This window comes from Deminuibacter soli (genome assembly GCF_003412455.1).
Taxonomy (GTDB): Bacteria; Bacteroidota; Bacteroidia; order Chitinophagales; family Chitinophagaceae; genus Deminuibacter; species Deminuibacter soli.
This window is the reverse complement of sequence record NZ_QTJU01000004.1, coordinates 146,112-170,991: the sequence shown is the minus strand read 5'-3', so window position 1 is coordinate 170,991 and position 24,880 is coordinate 146,112. Positions and strand designations below refer to the sequence as shown.

The 24,880-nt window shown below is 47.9% G+C and carries 21 protein-coding genes; 7 read left to right on the top strand and 14 right to left on the bottom strand.

Going from position 1 to position 24,880, the window contains the following annotated elements; translation table 11 throughout:
* Window positions 1-25 precede the first annotated feature (25 nt).
* From DXN05_RS13155 to DXN05_RS13130, 6 genes are all read right to left on the bottom strand, one after another.
* The gene (locus DXN05_RS13155; RefSeq protein WP_116847734.1) at window positions 26-208 is read right to left on the bottom strand and encodes a hypothetical protein; all 183 of its coding nucleotides are present in this window, start codon (window positions 206-208) and stop codon (window positions 26-28) included.
* On the bottom strand, window positions 189-566 hold the full coding sequence (locus tag DXN05_RS13150; RefSeq protein WP_116847733.1) for a hypothetical protein: 378 nt from the start codon (window positions 564-566) through the stop codon (window positions 189-191). The genes DXN05_RS13155 and DXN05_RS13150 overlap by 20 nt, the downstream gene beginning before the upstream one ends.
* Window positions 520-1,338 (bottom strand): SpvB/TcaC N-terminal domain-containing protein, encoded by an 819-nt coding sequence (locus tag DXN05_RS13145; RefSeq protein WP_116847732.1) that lies wholly within the window; start codon window positions 1,336-1,338, stop codon window positions 520-522. The genes DXN05_RS13150 and DXN05_RS13145 overlap by 47 nt, the downstream gene beginning before the upstream one ends.
* Window positions 1,339-1,408: 70 nt before the next feature.
* Window positions 1,409-2,419, bottom strand: coding sequence for a hypothetical protein (locus DXN05_RS13140; protein ID WP_147313912.1), 1,011 nt, complete (start codon window positions 2,417-2,419; stop codon window positions 1,409-1,411).
* 48 nt (window positions 2,420-2,467) lie between these two features.
* On the bottom strand, window positions 2,468-3,430 hold the full coding sequence (locus tag DXN05_RS13135; RefSeq protein WP_116847730.1) for a hypothetical protein: 963 nt from the start codon (window positions 3,428-3,430) through the stop codon (window positions 2,468-2,470).
* 504 nt (window positions 3,431-3,934) lie between these two features.
* Window positions 3,935-5,038 (bottom strand): serine hydrolase domain-containing protein, encoded by a 1,104-nt coding sequence (locus DXN05_RS13130; RefSeq protein WP_116847729.1) that lies wholly within the window; start codon window positions 5,036-5,038, stop codon window positions 3,935-3,937.
* An 831-nt stretch (window positions 5,039-5,869) separates the two neighbouring features.
* Between DXN05_RS13130 and DXN05_RS13125 the strand changes: the two genes are divergently transcribed.
* The gene (locus DXN05_RS13125; protein ID WP_116847728.1) at window positions 5,870-6,430 is read left to right on the top strand and encodes an NADPH-dependent FMN reductase; all 561 of its coding nucleotides are present in this window, start codon (window positions 5,870-5,872) and stop codon (window positions 6,428-6,430) included.
* A 306-nt stretch (window positions 6,431-6,736) separates the two neighbouring features.
* Complete coding sequence (locus tag DXN05_RS25250; protein WP_116847726.1) at window positions 6,737-6,901, top strand: hypothetical protein; 165 nt, start codon at window positions 6,737-6,739, stop codon at window positions 6,899-6,901.
* Window positions 6,902-6,953: 52 nt separating this feature from the next.
* Here the strand turns inward: DXN05_RS25250 and DXN05_RS13110 are convergent, their stop codons facing one another.
* From DXN05_RS13110 to DXN05_RS13090, 5 genes are all read right to left on the bottom strand, one after another.
* Window positions 6,954-8,027: a phytase gene (locus tag DXN05_RS13110; protein ID WP_245975203.1), complete on the bottom strand. Its 1,074-nt coding sequence runs from the start codon at window positions 8,025-8,027 to the stop codon at window positions 6,954-6,956.
* Window positions 8,028-8,042: 15 nt separating this feature from the next.
* On the bottom strand, window positions 8,043-9,329 hold the full coding sequence (locus DXN05_RS13105) for a hypothetical protein (RefSeq protein WP_211330042.1): 1,287 nt from the start codon (window positions 9,327-9,329) through the stop codon (window positions 8,043-8,045).
* Window positions 9,330-9,359: 30 nt separating this feature from the next.
* On the bottom strand, window positions 9,360-12,110 hold the full coding sequence (locus DXN05_RS13100; protein ID WP_116847723.1) for a TonB-dependent receptor: 2,751 nt from the start codon (window positions 12,108-12,110) through the stop codon (window positions 9,360-9,362).
* Between the two features lie 202 nt (window positions 12,111-12,312).
* Entirely contained in the window at window positions 12,313-13,893 is a 1,581-nt protein-coding gene (locus DXN05_RS13095; protein WP_158559238.1) for a tetratricopeptide repeat protein, read from the bottom strand.
* A gap of 135 nt (window positions 13,894-14,028) precedes the next feature.
* Window positions 14,029-14,904, bottom strand: a complete 876-nt coding sequence (locus DXN05_RS13090; protein WP_116847721.1) for an alpha/beta hydrolase — start codon at window positions 14,902-14,904, stop codon at window positions 14,029-14,031.
* A 153-nt stretch (window positions 14,905-15,057) separates the two neighbouring features.
* On the opposite strand from DXN05_RS13090, the gene pdxR reads away from it, so the two are divergent.
* From pdxR to DXN05_RS13070, 4 genes are all read left to right on the top strand, one after another.
* The gene (gene pdxR, locus DXN05_RS13085; protein ID WP_116847720.1) at window positions 15,058-16,527 is read left to right on the top strand and encodes a MocR-like pyridoxine biosynthesis transcription factor PdxR; all 1,470 of its coding nucleotides are present in this window, start codon (window positions 15,058-15,060) and stop codon (window positions 16,525-16,527) included.
* A gap of 124 nt (window positions 16,528-16,651) precedes the next feature.
* Entirely contained in the window at window positions 16,652-17,134 is a 483-nt protein-coding gene (locus DXN05_RS13080) for a DoxX family protein (protein ID WP_158559237.1), read from the top strand.
* Entirely contained in the window at window positions 17,100-17,849 is a 750-nt protein-coding gene (locus DXN05_RS13075; RefSeq protein ID WP_116847718.1) for an isocitrate lyase/PEP mutase family protein, read from the top strand. Before DXN05_RS13080 ends, DXN05_RS13075 begins: the two co-directional genes overlap by 35 nt.
* Before the next feature lie 3 nt (window positions 17,850-17,852).
* On the top strand, window positions 17,853-19,070 hold the full coding sequence (locus tag DXN05_RS13070; RefSeq protein ID WP_116847717.1) for an MFS transporter: 1,218 nt from the start codon (window positions 17,853-17,855) through the stop codon (window positions 19,068-19,070).
* 107 nt (window positions 19,071-19,177) lie between these two features.
* Here the strand turns inward: DXN05_RS13070 and DXN05_RS13065 are convergent, their stop codons facing one another.
* Window positions 19,178-21,442 (bottom strand): tetratricopeptide repeat-containing sensor histidine kinase, encoded by a 2,265-nt coding sequence (locus tag DXN05_RS13065; RefSeq protein ID WP_116847716.1) that lies wholly within the window; start codon window positions 21,440-21,442, stop codon window positions 19,178-19,180.
* Window positions 21,443-22,222: 780 nt separating this feature from the next.
* On the opposite strand from DXN05_RS13065, the gene DXN05_RS13055 reads away from it, so the two are divergent.
* Window positions 22,223-22,876: a YceI family protein gene (locus DXN05_RS13055; RefSeq protein WP_116847714.1), complete on the top strand. Its 654-nt coding sequence runs from the start codon at window positions 22,223-22,225 to the stop codon at window positions 22,874-22,876.
* Window positions 22,877-23,026: 150 nt separating this feature from the next.
* Here DXN05_RS13055 and DXN05_RS13050 read toward each other — a convergent pair whose 3' ends face one another.
* Both DXN05_RS13050 and DXN05_RS13045 read right to left on the bottom strand, forming a co-directional pair.
* Window positions 23,027-24,277, bottom strand: a complete 1,251-nt coding sequence (locus DXN05_RS13050; RefSeq protein ID WP_116847713.1) for an alkaline phosphatase family protein — start codon at window positions 24,275-24,277, stop codon at window positions 23,027-23,029.
* 56 nt (window positions 24,278-24,333) lie between these two features.
* A complete protein-coding gene (locus DXN05_RS13045; protein WP_116847712.1) occupies window positions 24,334-24,876 on the bottom strand; it encodes a DUF1415 domain-containing protein in 543 nt (180 codons plus the stop codon).
* Between the last annotated feature and the right edge of the window lie 4 nt (window positions 24,877-24,880).

Genomic DNA, 24,880 nt, shown 5'->3' with positions numbered 1-24,880 from the left:
TTCTTATCCCTTGCTAAATTTGCAATTATCTCAGCGGCATCAGCGTACCCCTTTTCTTCACCACTTTTCCATCTTCCAAGACCTGGTCGCCCGCCATTACTTTCAGCAAAATACCCGGGCCAATTTTAGGGGTGCCATCTGCCCCATCATTTTTTAGCCAGGTTACAGTGGTATTACTGGCATCGTTGTCAAAACCAAGGTATCTCACTTTTGTTTCTTGCCGTTTGTGCCAGCTGGTCATTGAATAGTTGCTGCTCTGTGGTACGATATTGCGGCTCCACTGTCGCCAGGTAACGTTGACTAGTGAACTCATCTGTGAGTACGGTGCGCGTATTACCCAGGTGATCTTTCAGGAAATAATCATAGGCATAACCAGTTTGCACTCCGCTGCCATCACGCAATACGCGTATACGGCCTTCTTCCTGACTGAAGAACTGCAGCTGGTTATTTTCATATATAAAACCGCCCAGGTAATCGGTTGTGGTAGTTTTGCTTCCCTCTGCAACACGCTTTTCCAGTTTATTGATACTGATACGAGTTGCTGGTGTACTTAAATTGTATGGCATCCTGGCCTGGTTTAACAATCGAGGTCAGATACCAGGCCGTAATTACAGGTGCACTAAGAGGTTTTGGCCCCTGGTAACCTGTTTCCGTAATACAGGTGGTCCCTGTTTCGTTAAACGTATATACAACGCCATCACCATCTGTTAACTGAAAACCATCTGTAAACTGGCTGGTCAGCTTTTTTACCTGTACGTTTTTAGCACTGAGCAGTTTGGGCTGATTATTTGCATCGATGATGAACTTACCACTTACCCCACCAATGCTATAAGTAAACACATCCGTTTGCCAGTCAATATCTGCACTACTCGAGCTCGCAGACATGAATGAGTACAAATCGCCAGTCCAGGCAGAACGGAAATCAGTATTATAGTTCGAATAAACAGGGTTGTAGGCGGCTCTCTTTTCATCAGGCACACCTAAAACAGTGCGCGAAATCACTCCGCCACACGAAAGACTCCAGCCAAGCCCTACATTTGAAGCCAATTCATCTACCTTAATGCCATTGGAAGCATAGTTCATAGATATAGGATGGCTCAAAAACCGAGACTGGATAGTATATAACGGTACAGATACATTAGGCGTGCCTGTAGCCAGATTTACACTCGCATCTCCCCCCTTATTCAGTTGTGAAACAGTTGGTGACGGCTGTAAAATACTGGGGTAATCCAGGTTTATTTGCGATGGTTGCACCTGGGCTATTACTTGTGCGTCATGTGAAAACAATGCCCAAAATAGTAAAGCAACAATAATTTTTAATAACTTATCATATTTCATAACCAAAAACCTTTGTCAGTTTTCTTTACGCATTAATGCTATTTCGATTGATCTATTAACCTGCCTTCACCTACTTCCCCTTCTTCAACTCCTCCACCTCATGCAACAACAAATCAATCTGTTTAGCCTGCTGCTGAAGTTGCACAGTCTGTTGCTGTATTTGTTTATTCTGCTGAATAAGATACAGGGTGAGTTCTTCCGTTTTCTGCAACAAAGTAGCCGAATGCGCTGCCACATCGAGCCCATCGCGCTTTATGCTGACTGCATCAGGCACTTCCGGTAAGTGTTTATTGGCATGTACGTAAGCTTCCACTTCATCCAGCTTAGGCAGGTGATAAGCCGAATCAAACACATAATCAGGCCAATTTTGACGGGATTTTATTACAGCCTTGGTAAACACAGCAGCGCCATCTACTGCCAACTTGTAGCCTTGCGCATTATCAGTACCAATAGCTACAGAAGAAGAGAATACATTGGTATTAGCGCCCGTAGCAGAGAGCGAGCCAGTTAACGTAGTACCATAATTGTTTATATAACTGTCGGCGACAGTTTTCGCAGTTAACAAAGGGCCACCGCTCACCTGGTAACCATCGGCGCCATCATACACCACAGGCGCAACATCATAATTTGAACGGTACAGATACGTCGTATTGCCGCCCCTTAGCCATATCACAATTTTAAAATCATTGTTAGCACCCGACACATCCTGCCAGCCACCTACAAAACGATCAACTGTAGTAGCTGACCCTACTCTATTCTCTTTGATATCCGCATCAATAAAAGAACAGCCACTACCCCAATCTGTCACATGAAATTTAAAGTCCGCTACTATAGAGCCGCGCCACTGACTATCCATATGTACCCAGGCGCGGTTTAAGCGCAGCTCAGTGATATCATAGTTCGTCCAGCCTGCGTCAGTAAAAGCAACAGGATAAAACTTATTGATATCACCGCCAACTTTAAAATTTTTCAGCTGATCAAGCTGGGCAAAGCAGGGCTGTATGCCACAAACAAAAGGAATAACCAAAAAGCATAAAAGGTTGAATTGTTTCCGCATATTAGTTCTATTTTTAGTACACATATATTCGCCGTCAGAAAGAGCACAAGCATGTATATTGATTTCTGATAATTATTTTTTCTTTTTATCAGCCACCTCTAACTTACTAAGCCGCTTTTTCAACTCTGCCAGCTCATCCTGTTGTGCCGCCATTTTTTTATGTTCTTCAAGTAAATACAATGTTAGTTCTTCGATTTTTTCCTGCTGCAAACGAACCATATCGCCCAGGTCAACTCCATGTTGCTCCACCTCACTGGAGGCCGGAATACCTGGCAAATGTTTGTTGGCTTGTATAAACGCACCTAATTCAGGTAAGGACTTTAGCTGGTAACCTGAATCAAAAACATAATCAGCCCAACCCGTAGCTACACGCACTTTCTTGGCAAGTACAGTACCGTTAACACATAATTTTTCCGAAGGCAACATTGTTCCTATTCCAACATTGCCGCCGCCGCTAATTAAAAAAGGTACAATACCATCTGTGCCTGCATCATTCAACTGGCGAATGTAAAAGCGTGATGGAGTTGCTGCAGTGCCACCATCAGCAACCAGGTTCCATTTTCTGTAGTCGGGTAACGCATTATTTTCTTCCAGTATCATTTCAGAACTGGTAATACCAAACAAATGCAGTTTTCGCATAGGGTTTGTAGTACCCAGGCCAACATTTCCGGCATTGAGGTAAGAAACGCCTGTCGCTGCGGCAAAATAGGTGCTGGCGCCCAGCTTGGTGCCGCCGGAAAAATCACCCGCAAAATTCAATACCAGCGTATTGCCTTCATCATGCACTATGGCACGCCCTCCTGATCCCCTTCCCAAGTATCTAAAATTGATGTCAGCAGAACCATTATAGTACAGAAAGTTCGTACTATTACCAACACGCATATCACCATTCACATCCAATACCACAGTCGGCGTTGATGTATTAACTCCCACTCTTCCGCCTGTATAATAAATATCCGAACCGTTGAGTGACCAGTTTTGCGCAGAAACAACATTGTAGCACGTAACAAATAGCAGTAATAAAATCCTTTTCATAATTGTTTAATGAGTTTTTCTTAATAAGTAATTGTGGTAATTATTTTTTTCTCCAGCTGTTCTATGCGCTTTTGCAACGCAGCATTCATTTGCTGCCGTTGCATAATATTACCCACGCACGCACGCCAAACGCCTGTACACACCCGCATTACTGCAGGCAGATAAAAAAATGACAATGATGCTATCAGTTAAAAAGCAATGGAGTACCAAGTGTGCGGTACCGCCAATCAGGCTAACTCAAATAAGCCATATAGTGAGCAAGAGGAACGAATGCACTAAAAAAATGACAGCAGTGTAGTTGGGTAACATAAATCAGGGATTAGCGATTGACGTAATTACGGCAAAAAAAGGAAAAAGAATTTGTACCACCAACAGTGAAAACACCGTCAAACAGGATATAAAACCACTTGCAGTCTATCCCCGCTTACCAACAATTGAATCATTTCATTCTAACAGTGTGAAAATCAATAGAAGCAATCCAACAATAAAAAACCATCACCCCCATCATTCCATCAAAATAATTTCCCCAGCCAGCTTGCGCAGCGCTCTCTCCGTACCAGGTGCAGCATCATTGGCAATGCAGATAATGCCTCGCTGCAATCCGGGTTCTATTAAACAAAAGCTGGTGGTACCAAAGCTTCCGCCTGCATGCATAATGGCACGTTCGCCATCGGTGGTGTTTTTTATAAACCAGTAAAACCCAATGTCTGCACCATCTTCATCTGTATGACGGAATGTAGCAGTATGTGCAAGGTTTACCGCCATCCTGTTGCGGTCATTGATGTTAAATGCAATGTACCGCAGCATATCATGTATGTTTGATTTAAGATAACCCGCCGCAGGAATGGTTTTCCATTGTTCCAGCAAAGGCATGGCATTACCCGCAGCATCATACCCCTGTGCAATGTCATTTACATTAACTACCGTTGCTGTGTGCGACATACCCGCAGGACCGGTAACATATTTCCTGATCAGTGCAGCATAATCAGCATGATACAATTTTTCCAGTATAATTGCCAGCAACTGCGTGCCTGCATTGGAGTAGCGAAATACAGCGCCCGGCTCTGCAGTAAGTTTCACTTCTTTTAAGTCAGTCAAAAATTGCGCTTCAGAATAATCCCTGTACACTTTAAATATTTCATCTGCAGTATAGGTACCGGGATAGTCGGGGACATTTTTTGGGAAACCCGCTGTATGATTGGCCAAATGAATAATGGTAACCGGCTTGTTGTTGTATGCCAGGTTCTCATACCCTTCGCCAAGGTATTTACTCACCGGGTCGTTCAGGTTTAACTTTCCATCAACCACAGCCTGCCCCAGCAATATACCGGTAAAGCTTTTGGTGATGGACCCTATTTCATAAAGTGTATGTTCATCGGCCTTAGCCTTTGTTTTCTTATTGATTGTTCCATAAAAATAAGTTTCGGTATGGCCGCTGTCAAACACCCCGATCGACAAACCCACATGCGTACTATCCCGCATAAACAGCGCAGCCAAGGTACGAATAGCATCTGCACGACCGGATTGCGCATGTACAATAACTGGCATTAACGCAGCAACAGCACAGCAAACAAGCAGCAGGCGGTGTATTCTATTTAATTGATTCATTGGTTAATAGTTCAATTGTTCTCATCATAGCTTTGCTAAGGTACAAAACCTGGTATCGACTAACGATTCATTGTTGTTCAGTCAGGCATCCTTTGCGCCCTCCCTCTAACGCAGGTGTCTCCACCGGCAACAACTTTCCTTTCGCTACGATCATCTCGACTGTCGACTGTCAATTCTCGATTCCCTTATATCACCTGCTCCGTCTTCTACACCTTTAAAGCCCCATCCAGCAGCGGCCCCATCAGCAAACTCAATGAATACTGTTATGGCGCGAAAAGGAATTTGTGGAGAAGTACAAGGCAACAACGTACGATTCTACGAACAATAAAATATTCCTGCTGGACGGATCAGACAAAAATGGCAAGCCCGTAATTGGCTGCTGGTGATCAATATGCGCTACCACCACAACAACAATGGCCTGCCCGGCAAAAGCACCAACGAGCGCATGAACCAGCTGGAGGATACCTTCTGCAAACAACTACCCGAAAGCAAACGGCTATTTCAACCTCGGCAGAAAAACCTGCAACTGCAACCGCACCATTTATTTTGCGTGTAAAGAATTCAGGCACGTATTATCCGTTGTGGCCGTCTTTATTGCCGCCGGCAAAAGCGATGAACTCGAATTTGAATACGACATTTACAAAGGCAAATACTGGACTACCATGAACCCGTTTATGCAGCGCTGATACAGCCCCACAGTTCGCAAACAATTGCACACAGCACTGGTTAATAGTTTATAGCCATAAGCCCTCAAAAACAAGTACATACACCTGCAACATTATGTGCGCCCCGCTGTTATGCGTTTATTCAGCCATCACTTAAATACTGCCTATGCATATTGTTATTTTATCAGCCAGTGTTCGCCAGGGGCGCAGCAGTCACCGGGTAGCGCGTTTTTTCAACCAGTTTATACCCGCACATTACCAACAGGCTTCTGTTGAACTGGTCGATTTAAAAGACTATGATTTCCCCCTGTTTGAAGAGCGCCTGAAGTTTATGGACAACCCTTCCGGCAATATCTTATCCTTCGCACAAAAAATTAAGCAGGCAAATGGTGTGATCATTGTTACACCCGAATACAACGGCGGCTACCCGGCAAGTCTTAAAAATGTAACCGACCTGTTGTACGATGAATGGCGCCGCAAACCCATTGCCCTGGTCACCGTATCGGCCGGCCCTTTTGGCGGCACACAGGTGATGACTTCACTTTTATTCACCTTATGGAAAATAGGTGCCTGGGTAGTGCCTGCCATGTACCCGGTACCCAGGGTTGACGAAGCATACAATGAAAACGGAGACCCGGTTGATAAAGAGGCTACAGAGAAAAAAGCAAAGCGCTTTTTAAACGAACTCACCTGGTGTATGGAAGCAGCGGCTAAAATGAAACAATAGCCACGCTGACAGTTTGAAACATGCACCTGCCTGTTGCCTGAAATAGCGGTAACTTTGCACACATATGAAACCCCATAACCTGCCATACCGCTTACCTGCGGGCTTCAGTACGCCGCGGCTCCTGTTTCGTTCCATCCGGTATTTTTACCGCAACTCCATTGTGTCTGTTACGCGCAATATGGAAAAACTGGGCGATACCTATTCTGCCATGTTCCCCGGCAAACAACTGGTTTATTTCACACAAGACCAGCAGCTGATACAACACGTGCTGCGTGAAAACCATACCCATTTGGTGCAGGACCAAGAATGTGTATCGGTAACAACTTTGCTATGGCGGAAATGTGCTTCTTCCTGCACCGGTTCTTTACCCTGTTTACCATTGCACCAACGGGGCAGCAACCCGTAATGAAGCCGCTGATTACTTTGCGGCCGGATAAAATCGTACTCAACATACAACGCAAACCGGCATAAAAAAAGCCTCCCGCAGTGCGGGAGGCTGGCAATAGAGGGTACGCAAAACCAACTAAGGTATTACAGAGAGTTCTTTACCGGCTATGTCTTCCCAGCGGTAAATATGAAAAGTGCGGTCATTGCTCATGGCAACAAACAAGCCCTTCGGATATTTAGGCCCCATGGGTTGGGCAATGGTTTCAGAACCGTCGCTTTGGGTGGCGCTTACATCTACTACCTTCAGCAGCGGATGTTCAAAAGGTGCGGCAGCATTGCCTTCGCGCCTGAACACCCTGAAACGGTTAGCCCCCTGGTCAGATACCAGGATATACCCCGTACTATCACTCAGTGAATAGATAGAGATGCCCTCATGGTCTTCTGCAAAGCCCGTAGTACCAAACAACGCGAGCTGTGTATTGCCTTTGGCTGCATCTGCATAGTATTGTTTTACACCAACACCTTCATCTGAATAATACACATAACCCAGTCGCTGATCAACGGCAATGGATTCTATTTCCTTTTTACCGCTGAAGCTGCCGAACTTACGCACCAGCGTGGCCTTTACCTTACCGGTGCCATCATCCTGCAACAGGTACTGCCCAAGGTAGCCATTTGCCGGGCCCTTTTTGCGACCCACAAAAGCAAACACCTGGCCTGCCTTGTCTTTGTACAGGGCAATGCCCATCAGGTCGCGGTATTCGGGTTCGTTGTCGCCAACAAACATCTCAATACCACCATTGTCAACCGGCTGCATATCGGGCAGTGAATAAATACGCAGCTTGTGTGTATAGCGTTCTGTTGTTACGGCAATATCAACCGGTTTGTTTTGCAGTAAAAGGCTATATGCTACGTCCACATTGTTTGGGCGTTGCAAACCTTTTACTGTTTTGTCGGGCAGTATGCGGCCGTTTAAATCAAACACATACAGCGCACCGTCCTGGTCTTTATCGGTGCCTATTACCAAACTGGCAGCAGGGTTAGCGGCATTGATCCATACAGCAGGGTCGTCTGCATCGTGTGCTACGGGCTGCGTTACTACTGTTGGTTTAACTGCATCTGCAGCAACGGGTATTGTGCTCTTCTGCGCGCAGCACTGCAATGTTATGGCCATCGTTACCGCACAGGCCGTCATCTTTACAATATGCATCAGCTCAATTCAGTTTTATTTTGTGCCCCATGCACCAATGTAGGTGGCAGCATCAGGTGATTTGTATACCACGCCATTCACGGTTAAACCGTTAGCGAACAGGCGGGTGAAGTCTGTTTTGCCTTTACCCAGTGCAGGTGAACCGGCTTGCAGGTGAAAGTCCCAGCTTGCATCAAATGTGCCGTTGTCCATCGGGTTGCTCAAGGGGTAGTTTACCAGCTTGGGATCGTTGCTGCCTGCAGTCGTACCAATTACATCACCGGTACCGGCAATGATGTCTTTACCGGGCTGAAACTGGTCAACAGCAGCTTGTGTATAGCCATAGTAGTAAGTAGCGGCAACTTTTGATTTCGCATCTTCAGGATTGGCAACATCACGTTTAACGCCATAACGGTCGTTAATGAGCAGATTGTTGTACAGTTCAGCCAGTACAGATTTCTCCAGCCATACTGAACCGCCTTTGGTGGTAGGCCTGCGCCAGCCTGCGTTTACGATGGTATTGTTGTAACCGATCACGTGTATCTGCGGTGTGCGGTCGCCTGTGTTGGACAGTTTCATACCATTGGTATTGGGGCTGTAGATGGTGTTGAAAGCCACCTCTGCCAGTACGCCTGATTTCAGGTTTACTGCTTCGCCATTGGCGATACCGGTAGTGTAGAATTTGTTGGAAGCAATAATTACGCTGCCGCCTTCAATGTAAAAGGCATCTTCGTAAAAGTTGTGTATCTGTGAGTTCATCACCACCAGTTTGCCTGCTACGTTTGTGTAGTTCAGTGCAGGGATATGCTCACCGGCTGTTGCTTTATACAGGCCGGCTTTTACTGAAGGAGAGGCATCGGTTGTAACCGCACCGCCGTATGACATATCTGTGTAGTTCAGCACAATTTCCGCACTGGTAGGTGCTGCTGTAATACCACCCCACAAACCACCCCACTGGTTGCCGGCTGTTTTCCAGGCATCAGGTACGGTAATGGTTACAGGGTTAGTAGCAGTACCAAGGGCATACAGGTTGCCTTTTACAATGAACTCGGGTTTTACCACTGAATCGCTCATCAGTACTTTTACACCCTCTTCAATGGTTAAAGAAGAACCGGCAGATACTTCCAGGTGGCCTTTTACAATAACTACCGAGCCTTTTTTCCAGGTGCCTGATACAACGCCTGAAACAGAAGTACTGTCTGGCTTTGCAGGCGGTGGTGTTGAAGGACCATCGCTGTCGTTCTTTGAACAGCCGGTACCCATGAAGGCGCATACGGCCACAGTACCCATGAAGAGTTTCCACGAAAGAATGTTCGTTTTCATATCTGTTGTTTGATTTTTTCTGTTGAAGATTTAAAATGTATAACGCACGCCTGCGATATAAAAGCGCTGGTAGTAATCGCGGCGTATGAGTGTTTTATTGCTGAGATCCTGGTTGGGTGCACCTGCATTCTGCGCAGTAACATTGTTTACAAACAAGGTAAGCGGCGTATTCAGCAGGTTGTTGGCTTTCGCGAATACCACCCAGTGTTTGCAAATGGTTTTCTCTGCAGATGCATCCAGCTGCACAAAACCACGCTGCCATATATCGTTGTCAACAAACTGCGCTACGGTGTTGATGCGTTTGCCGGTGTAGTTGGCAGAGAGCTGTGCGTTCCAGCCGTGCTGCACGTCTTTGTACAACAGGGAGATATTGGCTACATGGGCAGACTGTCCGTACAGCGGTCTTGTTTGCGGAACAGTGATGGTTTGCAAACTGCCGTTGGTACTGCTGTCGCGTATGCGTTTTGATTTGCTGGAAGTAATGCGCGAATGCGTGTATGTATAGTTGGCTTTGATGCCGATTTTATTAAAGAAGATCGTCCAGTCCAGCTCTGCGCCATAATTATTGGCATTACCGAAATTACCCGGCATGTAATAAATATTGTGTGCCATCTGCTGCAGGGTATACTCAATAGGATCTTTGATGTGTTTGTAGAAAATACCGGCCATCAGCTGCTCTGCTGCATGCGGGTACAATTCGTAACGCAGGTCGAAGTTGTCTGCCACTGCATGCTTCAGTTTGGGGTCGCCACGTTCGGTATACTCATCTCCCACTACCGGTGCGGGATTGATTTCAGCAAAACCCGGCCTGTTTACAGAGCGGAAATAAGAAGCGCGGATATTGGTTTTCGCAAAAGGCATGTACTTGAAATGCAGGCTGGGTAACCAGTCGGTGTATTGCTGGCTGCCAACAGGTGCATCTTCGCCAATCGGGTATTTCATGGCATAACCCTGGTCTGTATGTTCTGCACGCACACCGCCTGTTACTTCCAGCTGTTTGGCCATTACTTTAAACTGCAGGTAACCGGCGCTTGTTTTTTCAGAAGCGCTGTAGGTTAAGCCCGATGCTACGCTGCCCTGCGGGTTTTGTACATTCCATTGTATCTGGTTGTACTCGGTAAAGTCTTTCCCGTATTGCTGTATGTAGGAAGGTACAAACTGGTAGCTGTTGTAAAAGTTGTCGCGGTGTTTATCCCTGTACAAGCCGCCCAGTTTCCATTCAACCGGGAGTTGACCAACAGGCTGTAACCAGGTAAGGTTAAGATAACCTGCCCAGTCACGGTCGTTGTTGTGTTCCCAACGGTGCGAGGTGCCGGAATTTTGTACGGTTGTGCGTGTTTGCACAAAGTTCTGCTGCAGGCCATCCAGTGAAACCGTTGTATTGTCTGGCTGTTCGCTGCTTGCCTTTGAATACACGGCGCTCCAGTTAAGGGAAAGTTTATTGGTTAATGTATGATCGCCCTGCAGGGTGCTGTTGTATATATGCTGTACGGTTTTACGCGCACGGGTTGAGTAAGTGAGCTGCGCATTGCCCTTCTGCGGATCGTAACCGGAAGCGAAAGAAGTAGACACTTCATCCCGCACCTGGTTATTGGTGAGGTTCATAAATGCATTGTACCAGCTGAAATGGTTGCGTGCATTCAGCGCATAATCTACACGTGCATGTATGCCGTAACGCAGCTGCTGTTCTGAAATGCGGCGGTTCTCCTGCGAAGTGAGCTTTACGCCTTTCAGTGTATCTACTGTTTCAGAACCCATGAACAGGCTGTTGCTGCCGCGGTAGGTGTTCTGGTAACTGCCTGCCACCAGCACACCGAGTTTGTTGTTTAAAAATCGGTTGCCGAGTGCCAATCCGCCAATGAGGCCGGGCAGCGGGCGTTTGTTGGTATAGGTGGTGGTGGCTGCAGAAAAGTCACTGCTGTTTGCGCTGTAGTTGCTGCCATGCAGTTCATATGGCGATTGGCTGTTTACACTACCGGGTTTAAAGCCCGTAAAGTCACGGTTCATAAACAGCTCGCTGTAGCTGCCGGCGATATTGGCATGAATCATTTTGTGCGAAGGCGCTTCTTTCATCACCATGTTGATGGCACCGCCTACTGCATCGCCTTCCATAGCGGGTGTGAGTGCCTTGTACACTTCCAGCCGGTCAATCATGTCTGAAGGGAAGATGTCCAGCGGCACATAACGGTATTTGTTATCAGGGCTCGGAATTTTTACACCGTTCACCAGTGTGTAGTTGTACCGCTTGTCCATACCGCGCAGAATGGCGTATTGCCCGTCGCCATTGCTGTTGCGTTCTACCGATACGCCTGATACGCGTTGCACCACGTTGGCTACCGTCATATCGGGTGATACTTCAATGGCTTTGGCAGATACCACGTTCATTACCTGGCTGGCAGTACGTTCAATATTGCGTGCGCCGGCGTCGTTGTTTTTATCCCTGCCTGCACGGATGGTGATATTTTCAAGCCGGGTATGGGCAGGCTGCAATGCCACATCTACCAGCCCGCTTCCTGTTTCATCTACGGTAATCTCCCGCGTTAAAGTGGCATACCCCACCATACTGATGGAGACGGTATAGCTGCCGGCCGGCACCTGTTTTAATATAAAACTACCGTCCAGGGCAGATACTGTTTTAAAACCTGTACCTGTTACGGTAATAGTGGCGCCCGTTAATACCTCGCCCGTTTCCCAGGCAATTACATGCCCGCGGATAACAGCGGCCTGTGCCTGGAAGGCTAAAAAGATGGTACATAACAGTGCGGTAATAATGCTGCGCATAAGTGCTTGTTGTTTGCGGGAACAAAAATGTGGATTCGCCCAAAGCATCCGAAAAAACCAGGGACAACAAAAAGTGAACATGCCCTGAAACGGTGTAAACAAGCAGGCAACAGCGTGAACAATACTTACACAATTAACTGGTTTTCAAACAGCTTCCCTGTTACAAAATCGCCATTAAGGAATTATTAACTACCCTTGTTTGTTACAGGCTTTGCAAAAATGCACTCAGGTTTTCTCCCTGTTGCAGGTTTAGTTTTTTGCGCAGCCGGTAGCGGGTTACGCGCAAACTGTCTGGCGAAATGCCGAGTAAGGTGGCAATATCATTTGAGTTTACGTTCATTTTCAGCAGCGCAATCAGGCGAAGGTCGTTAGAGGTGAGTTCGTCGCAATGCAAACGCACTTTCTCAAAAAAACTCTCGTGCACCTGCTCAAATATATGGCTGAACTCATCCCAGTGCTGATCCTGGTTAAAATTGAGATCGATCTGCTGCATTAACTGCTGCAATTGCTTTTTCTGGTCGCGCTTGTCATCCTTAACCAGGGTATCCAGCCGGTTGCGGAGGTCTTCGAGAAAATGATTTTTACGGATGATGTGCAGGGTGTGGGTAGATAGTTCCTTGGCCCGCTGGTCAAGATCCTGCCGCAGCACATTTTCCTGCAGCTGCTGGTTTTTCAGTGCAATTTCCATCAGCGCGCTTTCGGCATCGTGTTTTTCCTGCTGCTGCTCGTTTAACAGGCGCTCGGTTTTTATCTTCAGCCGTTGCCGGCTGATCACCAGCATACAAATGCAAATGAGCAGCGCACCCAGCACAATGGAAGCGATAGTAAGTACGATGGTGTTGCGGTGTTTTATTTTCAGGCTTTCAATTTCACTGTCTTTCTTGCCCACCTGGTTCAGCACCTGCAGAAAAGCGACCTGCTTGTTGTTTTCTTTTGAATAGATATTGAGTATGGCTTTGCGGCTCAGATCCTGGTAGTAGTATGCACTATCATCACGCTGCAGCAGGTGCCATTCCTGCGCAAGATCTTTATACGCAGCGCTGAGCTGGTACTGGTCGTTCGTGCGTTCTGACAAATACACCGATTCCCTGGTTTTCTCCATCGCAGCTTCGTAGCGGCCGGTTTTGCGCAGTATATCACCCAGGTTATTCAGGATATCTATAATGCCGCTGATATTGTTTTCCTGCTCATACAGCGTTTTTGCCTTACTATAATAATAATAGGCAGAATCATATCGCCCCAGGTCTTCATGAATACTGCCGGCGTTTTCGAGAATAGCGGCCATCCCTGTATTGCTTTCCTTACCAACAAACTGCTGCAAAGCTGCATATTGAAAATAGAAAGCGCTGTCGTACTGCTGCTTTTTTTCGTACAGGTGACCAATGGCGCCGAGGGTGGCGGCAATACCGGCGTAGTTGCGCGAGCGCTGAAATATATCCAGCGCCTGGTCGAAATGCGCGCGTGCCAGCATCATCTGTTTGTTATAATAATACAGGTTACCAATATCGTTTAAATTGGCAGCCACTAGGTCAGGGGCGCCTGCTGCTTTAAAAAGATCTGCTGCTTTGAGGTGACAATCGAGCGACTGGCCATAATGTCCCTGGGTATAACAGATATTGCCCATTTGCTGCATGGCAATACCGGCTTCGCGCGGTTGCTTTTTTTCGAGTGCAGTGGTATATACATTGCGCAGCAGCAGGAAAGCCGTATCCGGCTGCCGGGTGCTGATGGCCGTGGCTTTATTGATAGATTCGTTCAGGGCTGGTTGTGCATTCGCTTGCATGCAGGCGATGACACAAACACACAGCAACACAACACATTTTGGTATACGGAACATACATGCCGGCATAGTAGGGAGATATATAACTCCGGCAAAGGAAATGCTTCTGTATGATCAAATTGTTAAGGAGCGTGTACGCTACTTCACTGGCGCTGCGGGTTTGGGCGTAAGCAAATGGGTATCAGCCAGCCAGTTGGATAACAATTGCGGCCATGCCTTGATGGATTGTAACGTAGAGCGGTACCCCATATTAAAGGCATGGTTGCCCTGCGCCATAATGTGTGCTTCTACCTGTACTTTGGCTTTGCGGTAGCGTTCCAGCAAACTTACGATGGGAACAGAACAACATTCATCGTCATTGGCAGCGATCATAAAGGCAGGCGGCGCTGTGGGTGGCACTACATCGGGCACACCGAGCGGACCGGGGTATACCAGTATCTGGAAATCGGGACGGCCATTCAGTCTGTCCACAGGATCCCTGGCATTCGCATCCCCTTTCCCATCACCATAAGCGACTTTGGCCACCACTTCTCCCCCTGCCGAGAAACCCCATATGCCCACGCGCGCCGTATCAATACCCCAGGCAGTGGCATTGCTGCGCACCAGGCGCATGGCACGGTAGGCATCCTGTGTTACTTCTTTCTCTAAAGTATAGGGCGATTTTTCTTCCCTGAACAAGCGGTATTTGAGTACAATGGCAGCCACCCCAATGCTGTTGAGGAACTGCGCAGGCTGCACCCCTTCGGAATTATACACCAGCAGGCGGTGCCCGCCACCCGGACAAATTACCACAGCCGCACCGGTAGCCTTCTCCTTCGGCGGCAGAAACACCGTAATGGAAGGGTTGTGGATATTCTTTACATAATAATCCTTCGCCTCTTCAGGCTCATTGCGCCTGCTTTCATAACCCGGCGCACCATTCGGCCACAGGTGAATAACCTTCGGAGTATCCTGTGCCAGCACATGGCCCAGCGCCATGCCGAGTAAGAGGGATAAAAGCAGTGGTTTGGCCATAACGCATTCAGTTTTGGTTCTTGTTTCAAATTATTGAAAAAAACATTGCAGGAGAAAAATACATCGTGAATCGGCAGCCCAAAAGCATCGGCAGTCGATTCCCTATTGCCGCAGATTGCCTATTTTTAACGCCCCAAACACTTCACTAATTGCATGGCCAAACAATCCCCCGACATTTTACCTGCCGGTATATTCCTGCAAAAAAACACAGCTGTTCCCCTGTATATGCAGGTGTACCAGCAATTCAGGGATATGATTGCAAGCAGGCGCCTGCGCCCCGGTGAGCGACTGCCACCCAGCCGGGAGCTTGCCAAAACACTCGGCGTATCGCGCGTTATCATCAGCCAGGGGTTTGAACAGCTGATGATGGAGGGATATATTATCGGCAAAACAGGCTCGGGTACTTTTGTAGCCGACGTGCTGCCCGACAGTATGCTGAATGCCACACCGGTTAAAACGCCCATCCGTAAAAAGCACACAACCTACCAGCCGGTGAATAGCGCAGGTGTGCAGCCCTTCCAGATAGGCACGCCGTCGCTGGACCAGTTTCCCTATAAATTATGGCAGCAAACCGGCAGCCGCGTGCTGAAAGATTTAAAAGCATCCACACTGGGGTATGAGGATACACTGGGTTATATGCCGCTGCGCAAGGCCATTGCCGGGTACCTGCGCGTATCGAGGGCAGTGCAATGCGAACCAGAGCAGGTGGTGGTGGTAAGCGGCTCGCAGCAGGGCTTTAACCTGGTAAGCCGGTGCCTGTTACAACCGGGCGACCGGGTATGGATGGAAGATCCCTGTTATGCAGGGGTGAGCAAACTGCTGCTGCAGCATAAGGTGCAGCTCTGCGCCATACCTGTTGAAGCAGACGGCATGAATGTGTCGTATGCCCTGCAACATTATCCTGAAGCGAAGCTCGCCTATGTTACGCCATCGCAGCAGTTTCCGCTGGGTGGCGCATTATCACAACAAAAACGCGAACTGCTATTGCAATGGGCACAGCAGCACAACAGCTGGATACTGGAAGATGATTACGACAGTGAGTTTAGGTATGAAGGTAACCCGCTGCCCAGCTTGCAGGGTATGGACACGGCAGGCAGGGTTATTTACTCAGGCACCTTCAGCAAAGTGTTGTTCCCCGGCCTGCGACTGGCATATCTTGTATTACCTGATGCTGCTATTACCGCTCAGTTTAAGCAGGTGAAGTTTTATACAGACAGGCAATCGCCCATACTGGAACAGCTGATCACCACGCGCTTTATGGAAGAAGGCCATTTTCTGCGGCATATCCGTAAAATGCGACTGCTGTATGCAGAACGCCATGCGCACATGCGTGCCTTTGCAGCCACATACATCAGTGCGTATTGCACCATCTGCCCTTCTGCATCGGGCATGCACCTGCTGTGCAGGCTCAATAACAATATTGACAGCACTGTACTGAAAGCCGCCATTAAACAGGCACAGCTGCGTATTTATTTTATTGAAGAAAACATACTCGAACAACACCTGCAACCCGCCATGCTGCTGGGTTTCACTGCCTTCTCCCGCTACCAGATGAAAACCGGTTTTGAGCAACTGGCCACCTGCCTGCAAAAGGCGGTATTTGACCTACCCGCTAAAAGCTAACCGCTATCAGCTAAAAGCTATAGAATGCCCGCCGCTAAAATTGGTCTTATTGCCACACACATAATGGCTTTACAGTCACATGCCGCAGCGTTTTACTTTTGATGCATCAAAACAAAACCTGCGTATGAAAAGATATTCTGCACTGGCACAACTTTACCTGCGACTGGCATTGGGCACCGGCTTTACTGTACTGGCACTTGACCGTGTAGGTGTTTGGGGACATTATGGCGATACGTATGTGAGCTGGGGCGACTGGCATCATTTCTCAGCCTATGCACACCAGGTAATGGGCTTTTTACCGTATTCAATAGCCGAAGTACTGGCAGTGCTTGCGTCTGTTGCAGAACTGGTATTCGGCGTTTTACTGCTTACGGGCTTTCACACGCGCAAGGCAGCTATGGGCAGCGCCTTACTTACCTTCTGCTTTTCCGTTAGCATGGCTATTTCGTTTGGCATTACCTCTCCTATTAATTATTCGGTATTTACCGTGAGCGCTGCGAGCTTTTTACTGGCCGGCATACCTGAATACAAATGGAGCATTGATCAATTCTTATTGAAACACAGATTACAACATGAATCAATACAGCCTGTTCGAACAACTGCATAAACAACCACATCCCTTTGTAATAGGCAATGCCTGGAATGCACACAGCGCAAAGCTTTTTGCACAAAACGGGTACCAGGCCATCGCCACATCAAGCGGCGCAGTGGCCAACACACTCGGCTACGGGGATGGTGAGGCCATCAGCTTTAACGACCTGCTGTTTGTAGTAAAACACATCGTACAATCGGTAACACTTCCTGTATCGGTTGATATGGAGCGGGGGTATGGCAGCAGCGTAACCGGTATTGTACATAACCTGCAGCAACTGCACGAGCTGGGCGTGGCAGGTATTAACCTGGAAGATTCTACCAATGAAAAAACACTGGACGATTGCACGGCGTTTGCATATAAACTCAGTGATATCCGCAACCGGCTGGAAAAGCAAAACATACCGCTGTATATTAATGCGCGCACCGATGCCTTTCTTGTTGATCATCCCGATGCGCTGGCCATAACACTCGAACGCGCAAAGGTGTATGAAAGTGCGGGTGCCAGCGGTTTGTTTGTACCCTTTACCACGAATATCCATCACATACAAGCCATCACTGCTGCCACAACATTACCGGTTAATGTGTTGTACAATGCAGCCATGCCCTCGTTTGCTGAGCTTACAGCGGCAGGTGTAAAACGCATCAGCCTGGGCATGTCGGCTTTCAGGGCAACCTATGCGCATGCAGCAACCTGGATGCAGCAAATAAAAACGACTTATACTCCTTAGCACATGTTCCGTTCCATTGCACAATCATACCGTTCTTCATTTACCGGCCTCAGCAGAGAAACCTGGCTGCTGAGTGTGGTGATACTCGTTAACCGCTGCGGTTATATGGCCGTTCCGTTTATGAGCATGTACCTTACCCAAAGCCTGCACCGCAGCCTGGAAGAAGCGGGACTTGTTATCACCCTATTTGGCGCAGGCGCTGTGCTGGGTACAGCAGCAGGCGGTTACCTGAGTGATATAATCGGGTTCAGGAAAGTGCAGATAGTAACAGCGGCGCTTAGCGGGCTGGTGTTTATATTGTTTGCGCAGATCACGCATTTTACTACGTTGTGTGCACTGTCGGTTGTGCTGGGTTTTATTGTAGAAGCCTTTCGCCCGGCCAACCTTACGGCAGTGGCCGCTTATTCAAACAGTGAAAACAGAACACGTTCTTTCTCGTTAAACCGCCTGGCTATTAACCTGGGTTGGGGACTGGGCAGTTCGCTGGGCGGCATACTGGCTGCTATTAACTATCACCTGTTGTTCCGGGTAGAAGGTACAGTGGATATACTGGTAGCCTTGCTGATAATAATGTTACTACCCAATGCTGCAGCACCTGCTAAAAACAAAGAAACCCATGCAGCGCCTGCAGGCAAATCGCCCTGGCGTGATGGATATGCGGTACGCTTTTTTATGCTCACAACTATTTACACCATTTGCTTTATACTGCTGTTCAGGCTGGTGCCGGTATACTGGAAAGTGCAGCGCCACCTGGGCGAATCGCAGATTGGCCTGTTGCTGGGTTTAAACGGCATTATCATCGCCCTGTTTGAAATGGTGCTGGTACGGCGGTGGGAAAGTCGCAACACACCTATCAGGTATGTCACGGCAGGCATTGTAATTACGGGCATTGGCTATGCCTGTATGCTGCTGCCGGGGCTACCGGCTGTAGTAATGGCCGCCGGTGTGGTGTTATTGCTTACCGCAGGTGAAATGATGGCAGTGCCCTTTATGAGCACGCTGTTTATGAACCGTGCCGATGCAGGCAACCGCGGACAGTATGCAGCGGCATATGCCCTTGCATGGTCATTGGCCAATATTACGGGCCCGCTGGGTGGAGCCCTGGTAGCGGAAAGATACAGTTATGGTTTGCTATGGGCCTTATTGGGCCTGGTATGCATGGCGTGCGCCGCAGGCTTCTGGTTAATTGTAGGCAGAAAAGATGCTGCCGCACTGGCCTGACACCTTCTACCTGCCAATGGAAACACCCCCATTGCTGCTTATTTCGAGTTTCCCGCCAAGCTGCACGGTATTGTTACTAACAGGAATTAAATATACACCGGCCTGTATCAGTGCCTTTCAAAAGTATGTTCTGCTGCAAAGCGCACACTAATGGTAACACCGCTGGTGCCGGTTATCTGCAATACGCCGTCCAGTTGCTCGGAGAGTGCCTGAATAAGACTTAAGCCCAATGAATTGGATTGCGACGCATCAAAATCAGGTGGCAAGCCGCGTCCGTTGTCTGCAATCTCCAGCAGCAGGTAGTCTCCATCCGGCTTCAGCGAAATATTCACTACGGTTTGCCTGCCGGGTACACAGGCATATTTTATTGCGTTGGTAATAGCTTCATTTAAAATTAACCCAACCGGCACGGCCTGCGAAACATCCAGCTCTACAGGCGTTACATCCTGCACAAAACGAATATTGCGAACATAGTCGAACTGCTCGTGCAGGTAATCGACCAGTTCTGTGATATAACCCTGCATTTGTATCAGCGAAATATTTTCAGACAGGTATAATTTCTGGTGAATCAGCGACATGGCCTGCATGCGGTGCTGACTGTTGCAAATGGCTGCCAGTGCATCTTCATTATCCAGGTATTCCTGCTGTGCGCTCAGCAGGCTAATGGCAATCTGCAGGTTGTTTTTTACCCTGTGATGCACTTCTTTTAACAGCCATTCCTTTTCATACACCAGGTTTAGCAGCGATTCATTTTTCTCATTCACTTCTTTCTGTTTGGCCTCCAGCGCCTGCTGCTTTACCTGCAATGCTTTATTGCTGCGTTGTTTTAAACGGTAGCGGTTAAACAGCAGTCCGCAAATGATCAGCAGCAACGCTATACCACCCAGTGTAATATTGCGCATGGCGGCGGTTTGCTGCAGCTCTTTTCCCTGCAATACGCTTTGCTGGCGCAGCATATGTATATCGTTTTCTTTACGCCGGGTTTCATACCTTATTTCCAGCTCTTCCATCTGCTGGCTTTTGGCCACATTGAAGATGGAATCGTTCAGTGTTTTATAGAGCTGGTATTCTTTAATGGCCGATGCGTAATTACCCTGTGCAGAATCTACCCTGAACAGGGCGAGGTGTATTTCTTTCTGGCTAAACACTTCTACCATACCGAAGGGTATGTTCAAAGCTTTGTGCAGGTACCCGGATGCTTTATCATACTGGCCCCTGTCAGTATAAAACTTACCCAGTAAAAACCAGGCTTCCGATATAATGGGCATCGATACTTTAGCCTCCAGGCCCAGGTCTATACCCTGCAGGTAATTCTTTTCGGCCAGCTCATATTCCTTTAATGCAAAATAGATGTCGCCTGCAGTGAGGCAAATATCCATGTGCTCGTCTTTCGCCACATGTTTGGTACGGTGAATGGTTTGCTTGTATACTGCCAGCGCTTCTTTGGGCCGGCCCGCCTTGCACAGCTGTTTGCTGAGCATGCGCATAATATCAAAGCGGGGCCCGTAAGGACAGGCATCGAGCGCCTTCCTGTAATACACAATGCTTTCTTCTGTTTTGCCCATGTATTCACAGGCAACACCCAGGCGATGGTAAAACAGGTAAATAAAAGAAGTATCACCGCTGGCGCGCAGGTACTGCAAACCGGCATACGCATATTCCAGTTGTTTATTCAGGTTACCCAGTCTGAGTGCGATAATAGACAGGTGATCGTATGCCCACCATACCTTGCGGTAGCCTACATCTTTGTATTGCGGCAGCAGTTGTGCCAGTTCGCTTTGCGCCTGCTCCAGCTTACCCTGCAGCATGTGCATTTCTGCTACCTGCTGCTGCACGTCAATTTCTTCTACACGGTTGCCGGTAATCTGCGCCAGCTCCTGCATGCGCCGCAGAATACGTATACGCTGATCGAGGTTGTCGTAAAACTTAAGCAGGTAACGCAGGGCCTCGCCTTCCCTGATCCAGTTAGCTTCCCGGTAATACGATTGTATAACGCTGTTGATTAAATCAAACCCTTCCTGCTTGCGGTTGCTGTAGAAATAATGCAGCCCCAGCGATAGCTGTGCTTCGCGCCGCCATATGGTGGCATGCAGCGAATCGGCCAGTGTAATGGCGCGGTTAAAGCAGTATTCACTGCTGTCCATATCTACCTTATCATCGCCGGATTTATAGAGGTAATACAGGCCCATCTCTACCAATACGTTTACGCGATTGGTATCGGGCCGGCTGGCCGCCATCATGCTGTACAGTTGTTGTACCGTATATTTTACCACTGTATGCATCTTGGCCTCGGCCCCGGCAGCAGCAAGTAGAAAAAACAATACACACAACAGTCTGCTGAAAAATATTTTCTGTAGAACAGCCTGCTTCATACGTTTCTTATAAAATACATACCGTTAGCAAGCGCAACAGTTGCCATAAGCGGCAGCCGGGTTTTACTCCCCGCTACCCTGCTACTAATTTACAAAACATTTTGATCCTTAAACGCTTGCTCTTAATGCTCACGGCAGGTTGCTCTTCGTAAACGTTCAACCTTAAACGTTAAACATCAAACACCCCTGCCTGAAGGTAGCAAGCCTGTAGCCGCCGGCCTGTTCTGTTGCCGGGGGCCCGGTAAAATATACCCCAGTATCAGCCTTTTTTACTGCGATTTGGCGTCTAGATTAACCGGGGAGGCTGGTTTCCCATAATGATCACCTTTGCATGCTGCGATTGGGCGATCAGTACGCAACCAAACAATACCTGAACGCCTGTTTCGCCTGTGCCTATTTGTACAAGCAGCTGGTAATAAAACCCGGCAATAGTAAGGCAATGTCACCTGAACGAAGTATTTTTGCGTAAACGGAAGCCACACGGCAGGGAACGGCGAAACCTGCTGTCAGTGCCAACAGGCCCGGAATTAAGCGTACCATAAAAAGTATTTTGCTTAAAGGGTATATATACAACTTTTGTAATGGCAAAATGGAGATGGTATCTCCAAGGATACCGGGTATGTTTTAATGCACTACCACCCATCAAAACCCTTTGCCGCACTGCATTTTACGTATTGTTCAGCTGCATTCGTTTTTTATTTACGCAACTTTCAGTAAGCTTTGACAGCACTGCGAACGGTGTTTTTTCTTTTACTTTGTCTTCAAAACAAGTAGACAAATATGAAAAGAACATTACTCGCTGTTTCAGCGATCATCGTACTGGCATCTTGCGGTAGCAATACCGATAAGGCTGCCACAGCCGAAAAACAGGAAGCTGCTGCTGCAACGGGCGCATCTTTCACAGTAGATACTGCATCAACAGTAGGTTTCCGCGCAACACACAAAGGTGGTGTTGAACCACACGACGGTCTTATTAAAGTACAGGGCGGTACTATCGCAGTTGACGGCGATAAAGTTACCGGCGGCAGCATCACTATCGCTATGGCTACTCTGAAAGACCTTGATATTACCGATACGACCAAAAAAGGACAGCTGGAAGGCCACCTGAAAAGCCCTGACTTTTTCGATGTAGCTAAATACCCTACCGCTAAATTCGAAATCACTAAAGTGGCTCCTTACGACAGCACACAAGCTAAAAGCCTGTTACCCGGTGCTACACACCTGCTGAGCGGTAACCTGACTTTGAAAGACAGCACAGTAAACCTGACTTTCCCTGCTAAAATCACCATTACCGGTAAAGCCATCACCGCTGAAGCTAAATTCACCGTTGACAGAACTACCTGGGGCCTTAACTATAAAGGACCAAACAATGCACAGGATTGGCTGATCAGCAAAGACGTTGATCTTACGCTTAACCTGAATGCCAAAATGTAATAATCATTACAGATGATAAAAGCCCGCCGGTGCAAACCGGCGGGCTTTCTTTTTTCATGATGGGCTTACTCAACCGGCATCATTTGCCAACTGGTTGGTTCAGGCACGCTTGCCTGCACACCTGTTGGTTGTAGCATACCCGTTTGTGTATTATTTACTTCCCTCTTTCGGCGCCCACCATTGGTTGATGGTATTGTGCGGGGCTTCGAGTACTATTTTATATACCGGGTCGGGATCGTTATTTAATGGGAAAGTAGCATGCTTTTGCAGCACCGGCACTTCACCCAGCAAGGTGTAGTTATCTGTACCACCGGTTTGTACCTGGTTGGTTGTACTGATCCATACTTTCAGCTTGTCACCTGGTGTGGCATCCAATGCAGTCCAGCTGATGTCCAGTTTATGCTGGAACACATTTACGTTCATATTGGCAACCGATACCTTGCCTGCAAGCGGTATTCCATCCACTTCGCGCAACACTGCCTGCGGAATGGGTACCTGCATAAAACGTGCGATGGTGGGGAAGATGTCTACAATACCCGGCTGCGCCAGTTTTGCGTAGCTGTTGATGTCTGGTTTGTTCAGCAATATCCAGGTGTTACGCTGCCTGGGCGATTGACCGCCATGTCCCTTGCCATTGGCTTCAGCACGGCCATGATCAGTTGTTACCACCAGCAGCCAGTCTTCATTAAAATGCCGGCTGCGGTATTGAATAGCATTCCACAATCTGCCAATTTGTTTGTCCATCATTTCAACAGCCGTATAAAACTGTGGCGCATCGCCATACATATGGCCCATATCATCGGTATATTCCAGGTACACCCATGACAAATCAGGCGCCGTGGTACGCAGGCTGTTCACGGCTTCTGTTACTACACGCTCATCAATGCGGTGCATAAAATCACGCTGTTTATCGTGCGGGAACTGTACGGTATCCAGTTCGTAACCGTCTGCTGCAATATCCACTTTCAGGTTGCCTGTTTGCGGCAAACCATCTCCCACCAGTTTGGTGCGGTTCTCCTGCCAGCTGCTGAATACGGCAATTTTTTTGGCCGGACTGGCTGCTTTCAGCAATTTAAAAATAGTAGGATAGTTATAATCGGGCGCTTTAATATCATTGTCCCACACATTGTGTTTGTTTACCCAGGTACCTGTGAGCAGGCTGTTGTAGCCCACAGCTGAGATGGTTGGTGTTTCACTGTAAGTACCCTTATCACCGCCCACATGCGCACGCAGGTAAGCGCCAGAGGCTGCAATGCTGTCAATATGCGGGGTTGGTACGGTTTCCAGTACATCGGCCGGAATGCCATCGGCAATTACAAACACTACTTTTTTTACACGCTGGGCCTGTGCAGCTGCCACTATGCAGCACAACAATAAAACAGTCAGTTGGCGGATAAACATAAACAGGGAATTGAACACTAAATGTAACACCACATTGTTAACCTGGCATTACCATTTTACAAACAGTCGTTGCGCAGCTGCTGCATATAGGCAAGTCCTTTTTCATGCGCATAACGGATATTGCGTTCAGGAATTTTCTCCGGTTCGGCATAATGCTTCAAAGCCTTTTCCACACTGCTTTCGCGCAGTATATGCAGCATGGGATAAATGGAGCGGTTGGTATAATTGGCGGCATCATCAGCAGTTGTGCCTGCAAAACGGTAATCAGGATGAAAAGTAGCCACCTGGTAAATACCGGTATATCTTTTTATTTTCAGCATGCGTTCTGCTTCCCGAACCAGCTTCAGGAACTGGTTAAATGAAGTAAATGCCTGCGGAAAGATCACCAGCGTGGTAGCAATGGAAGCATCTGCATCCAGTTTTTCACATTCACGCACAAATGCACGTACACAGGCCTGCATGGCAGTGGCCGGTTCTACCGCATAGCGTATGGTATCGAGCCGCAGCTCCCTTGCTGCAAACGGGCAGAAATTACAGCCCACCACCACTTCGGTTATCCATTTCTTTGTTTGTATAATGACCTGTTCGTTACCTTCCATACTG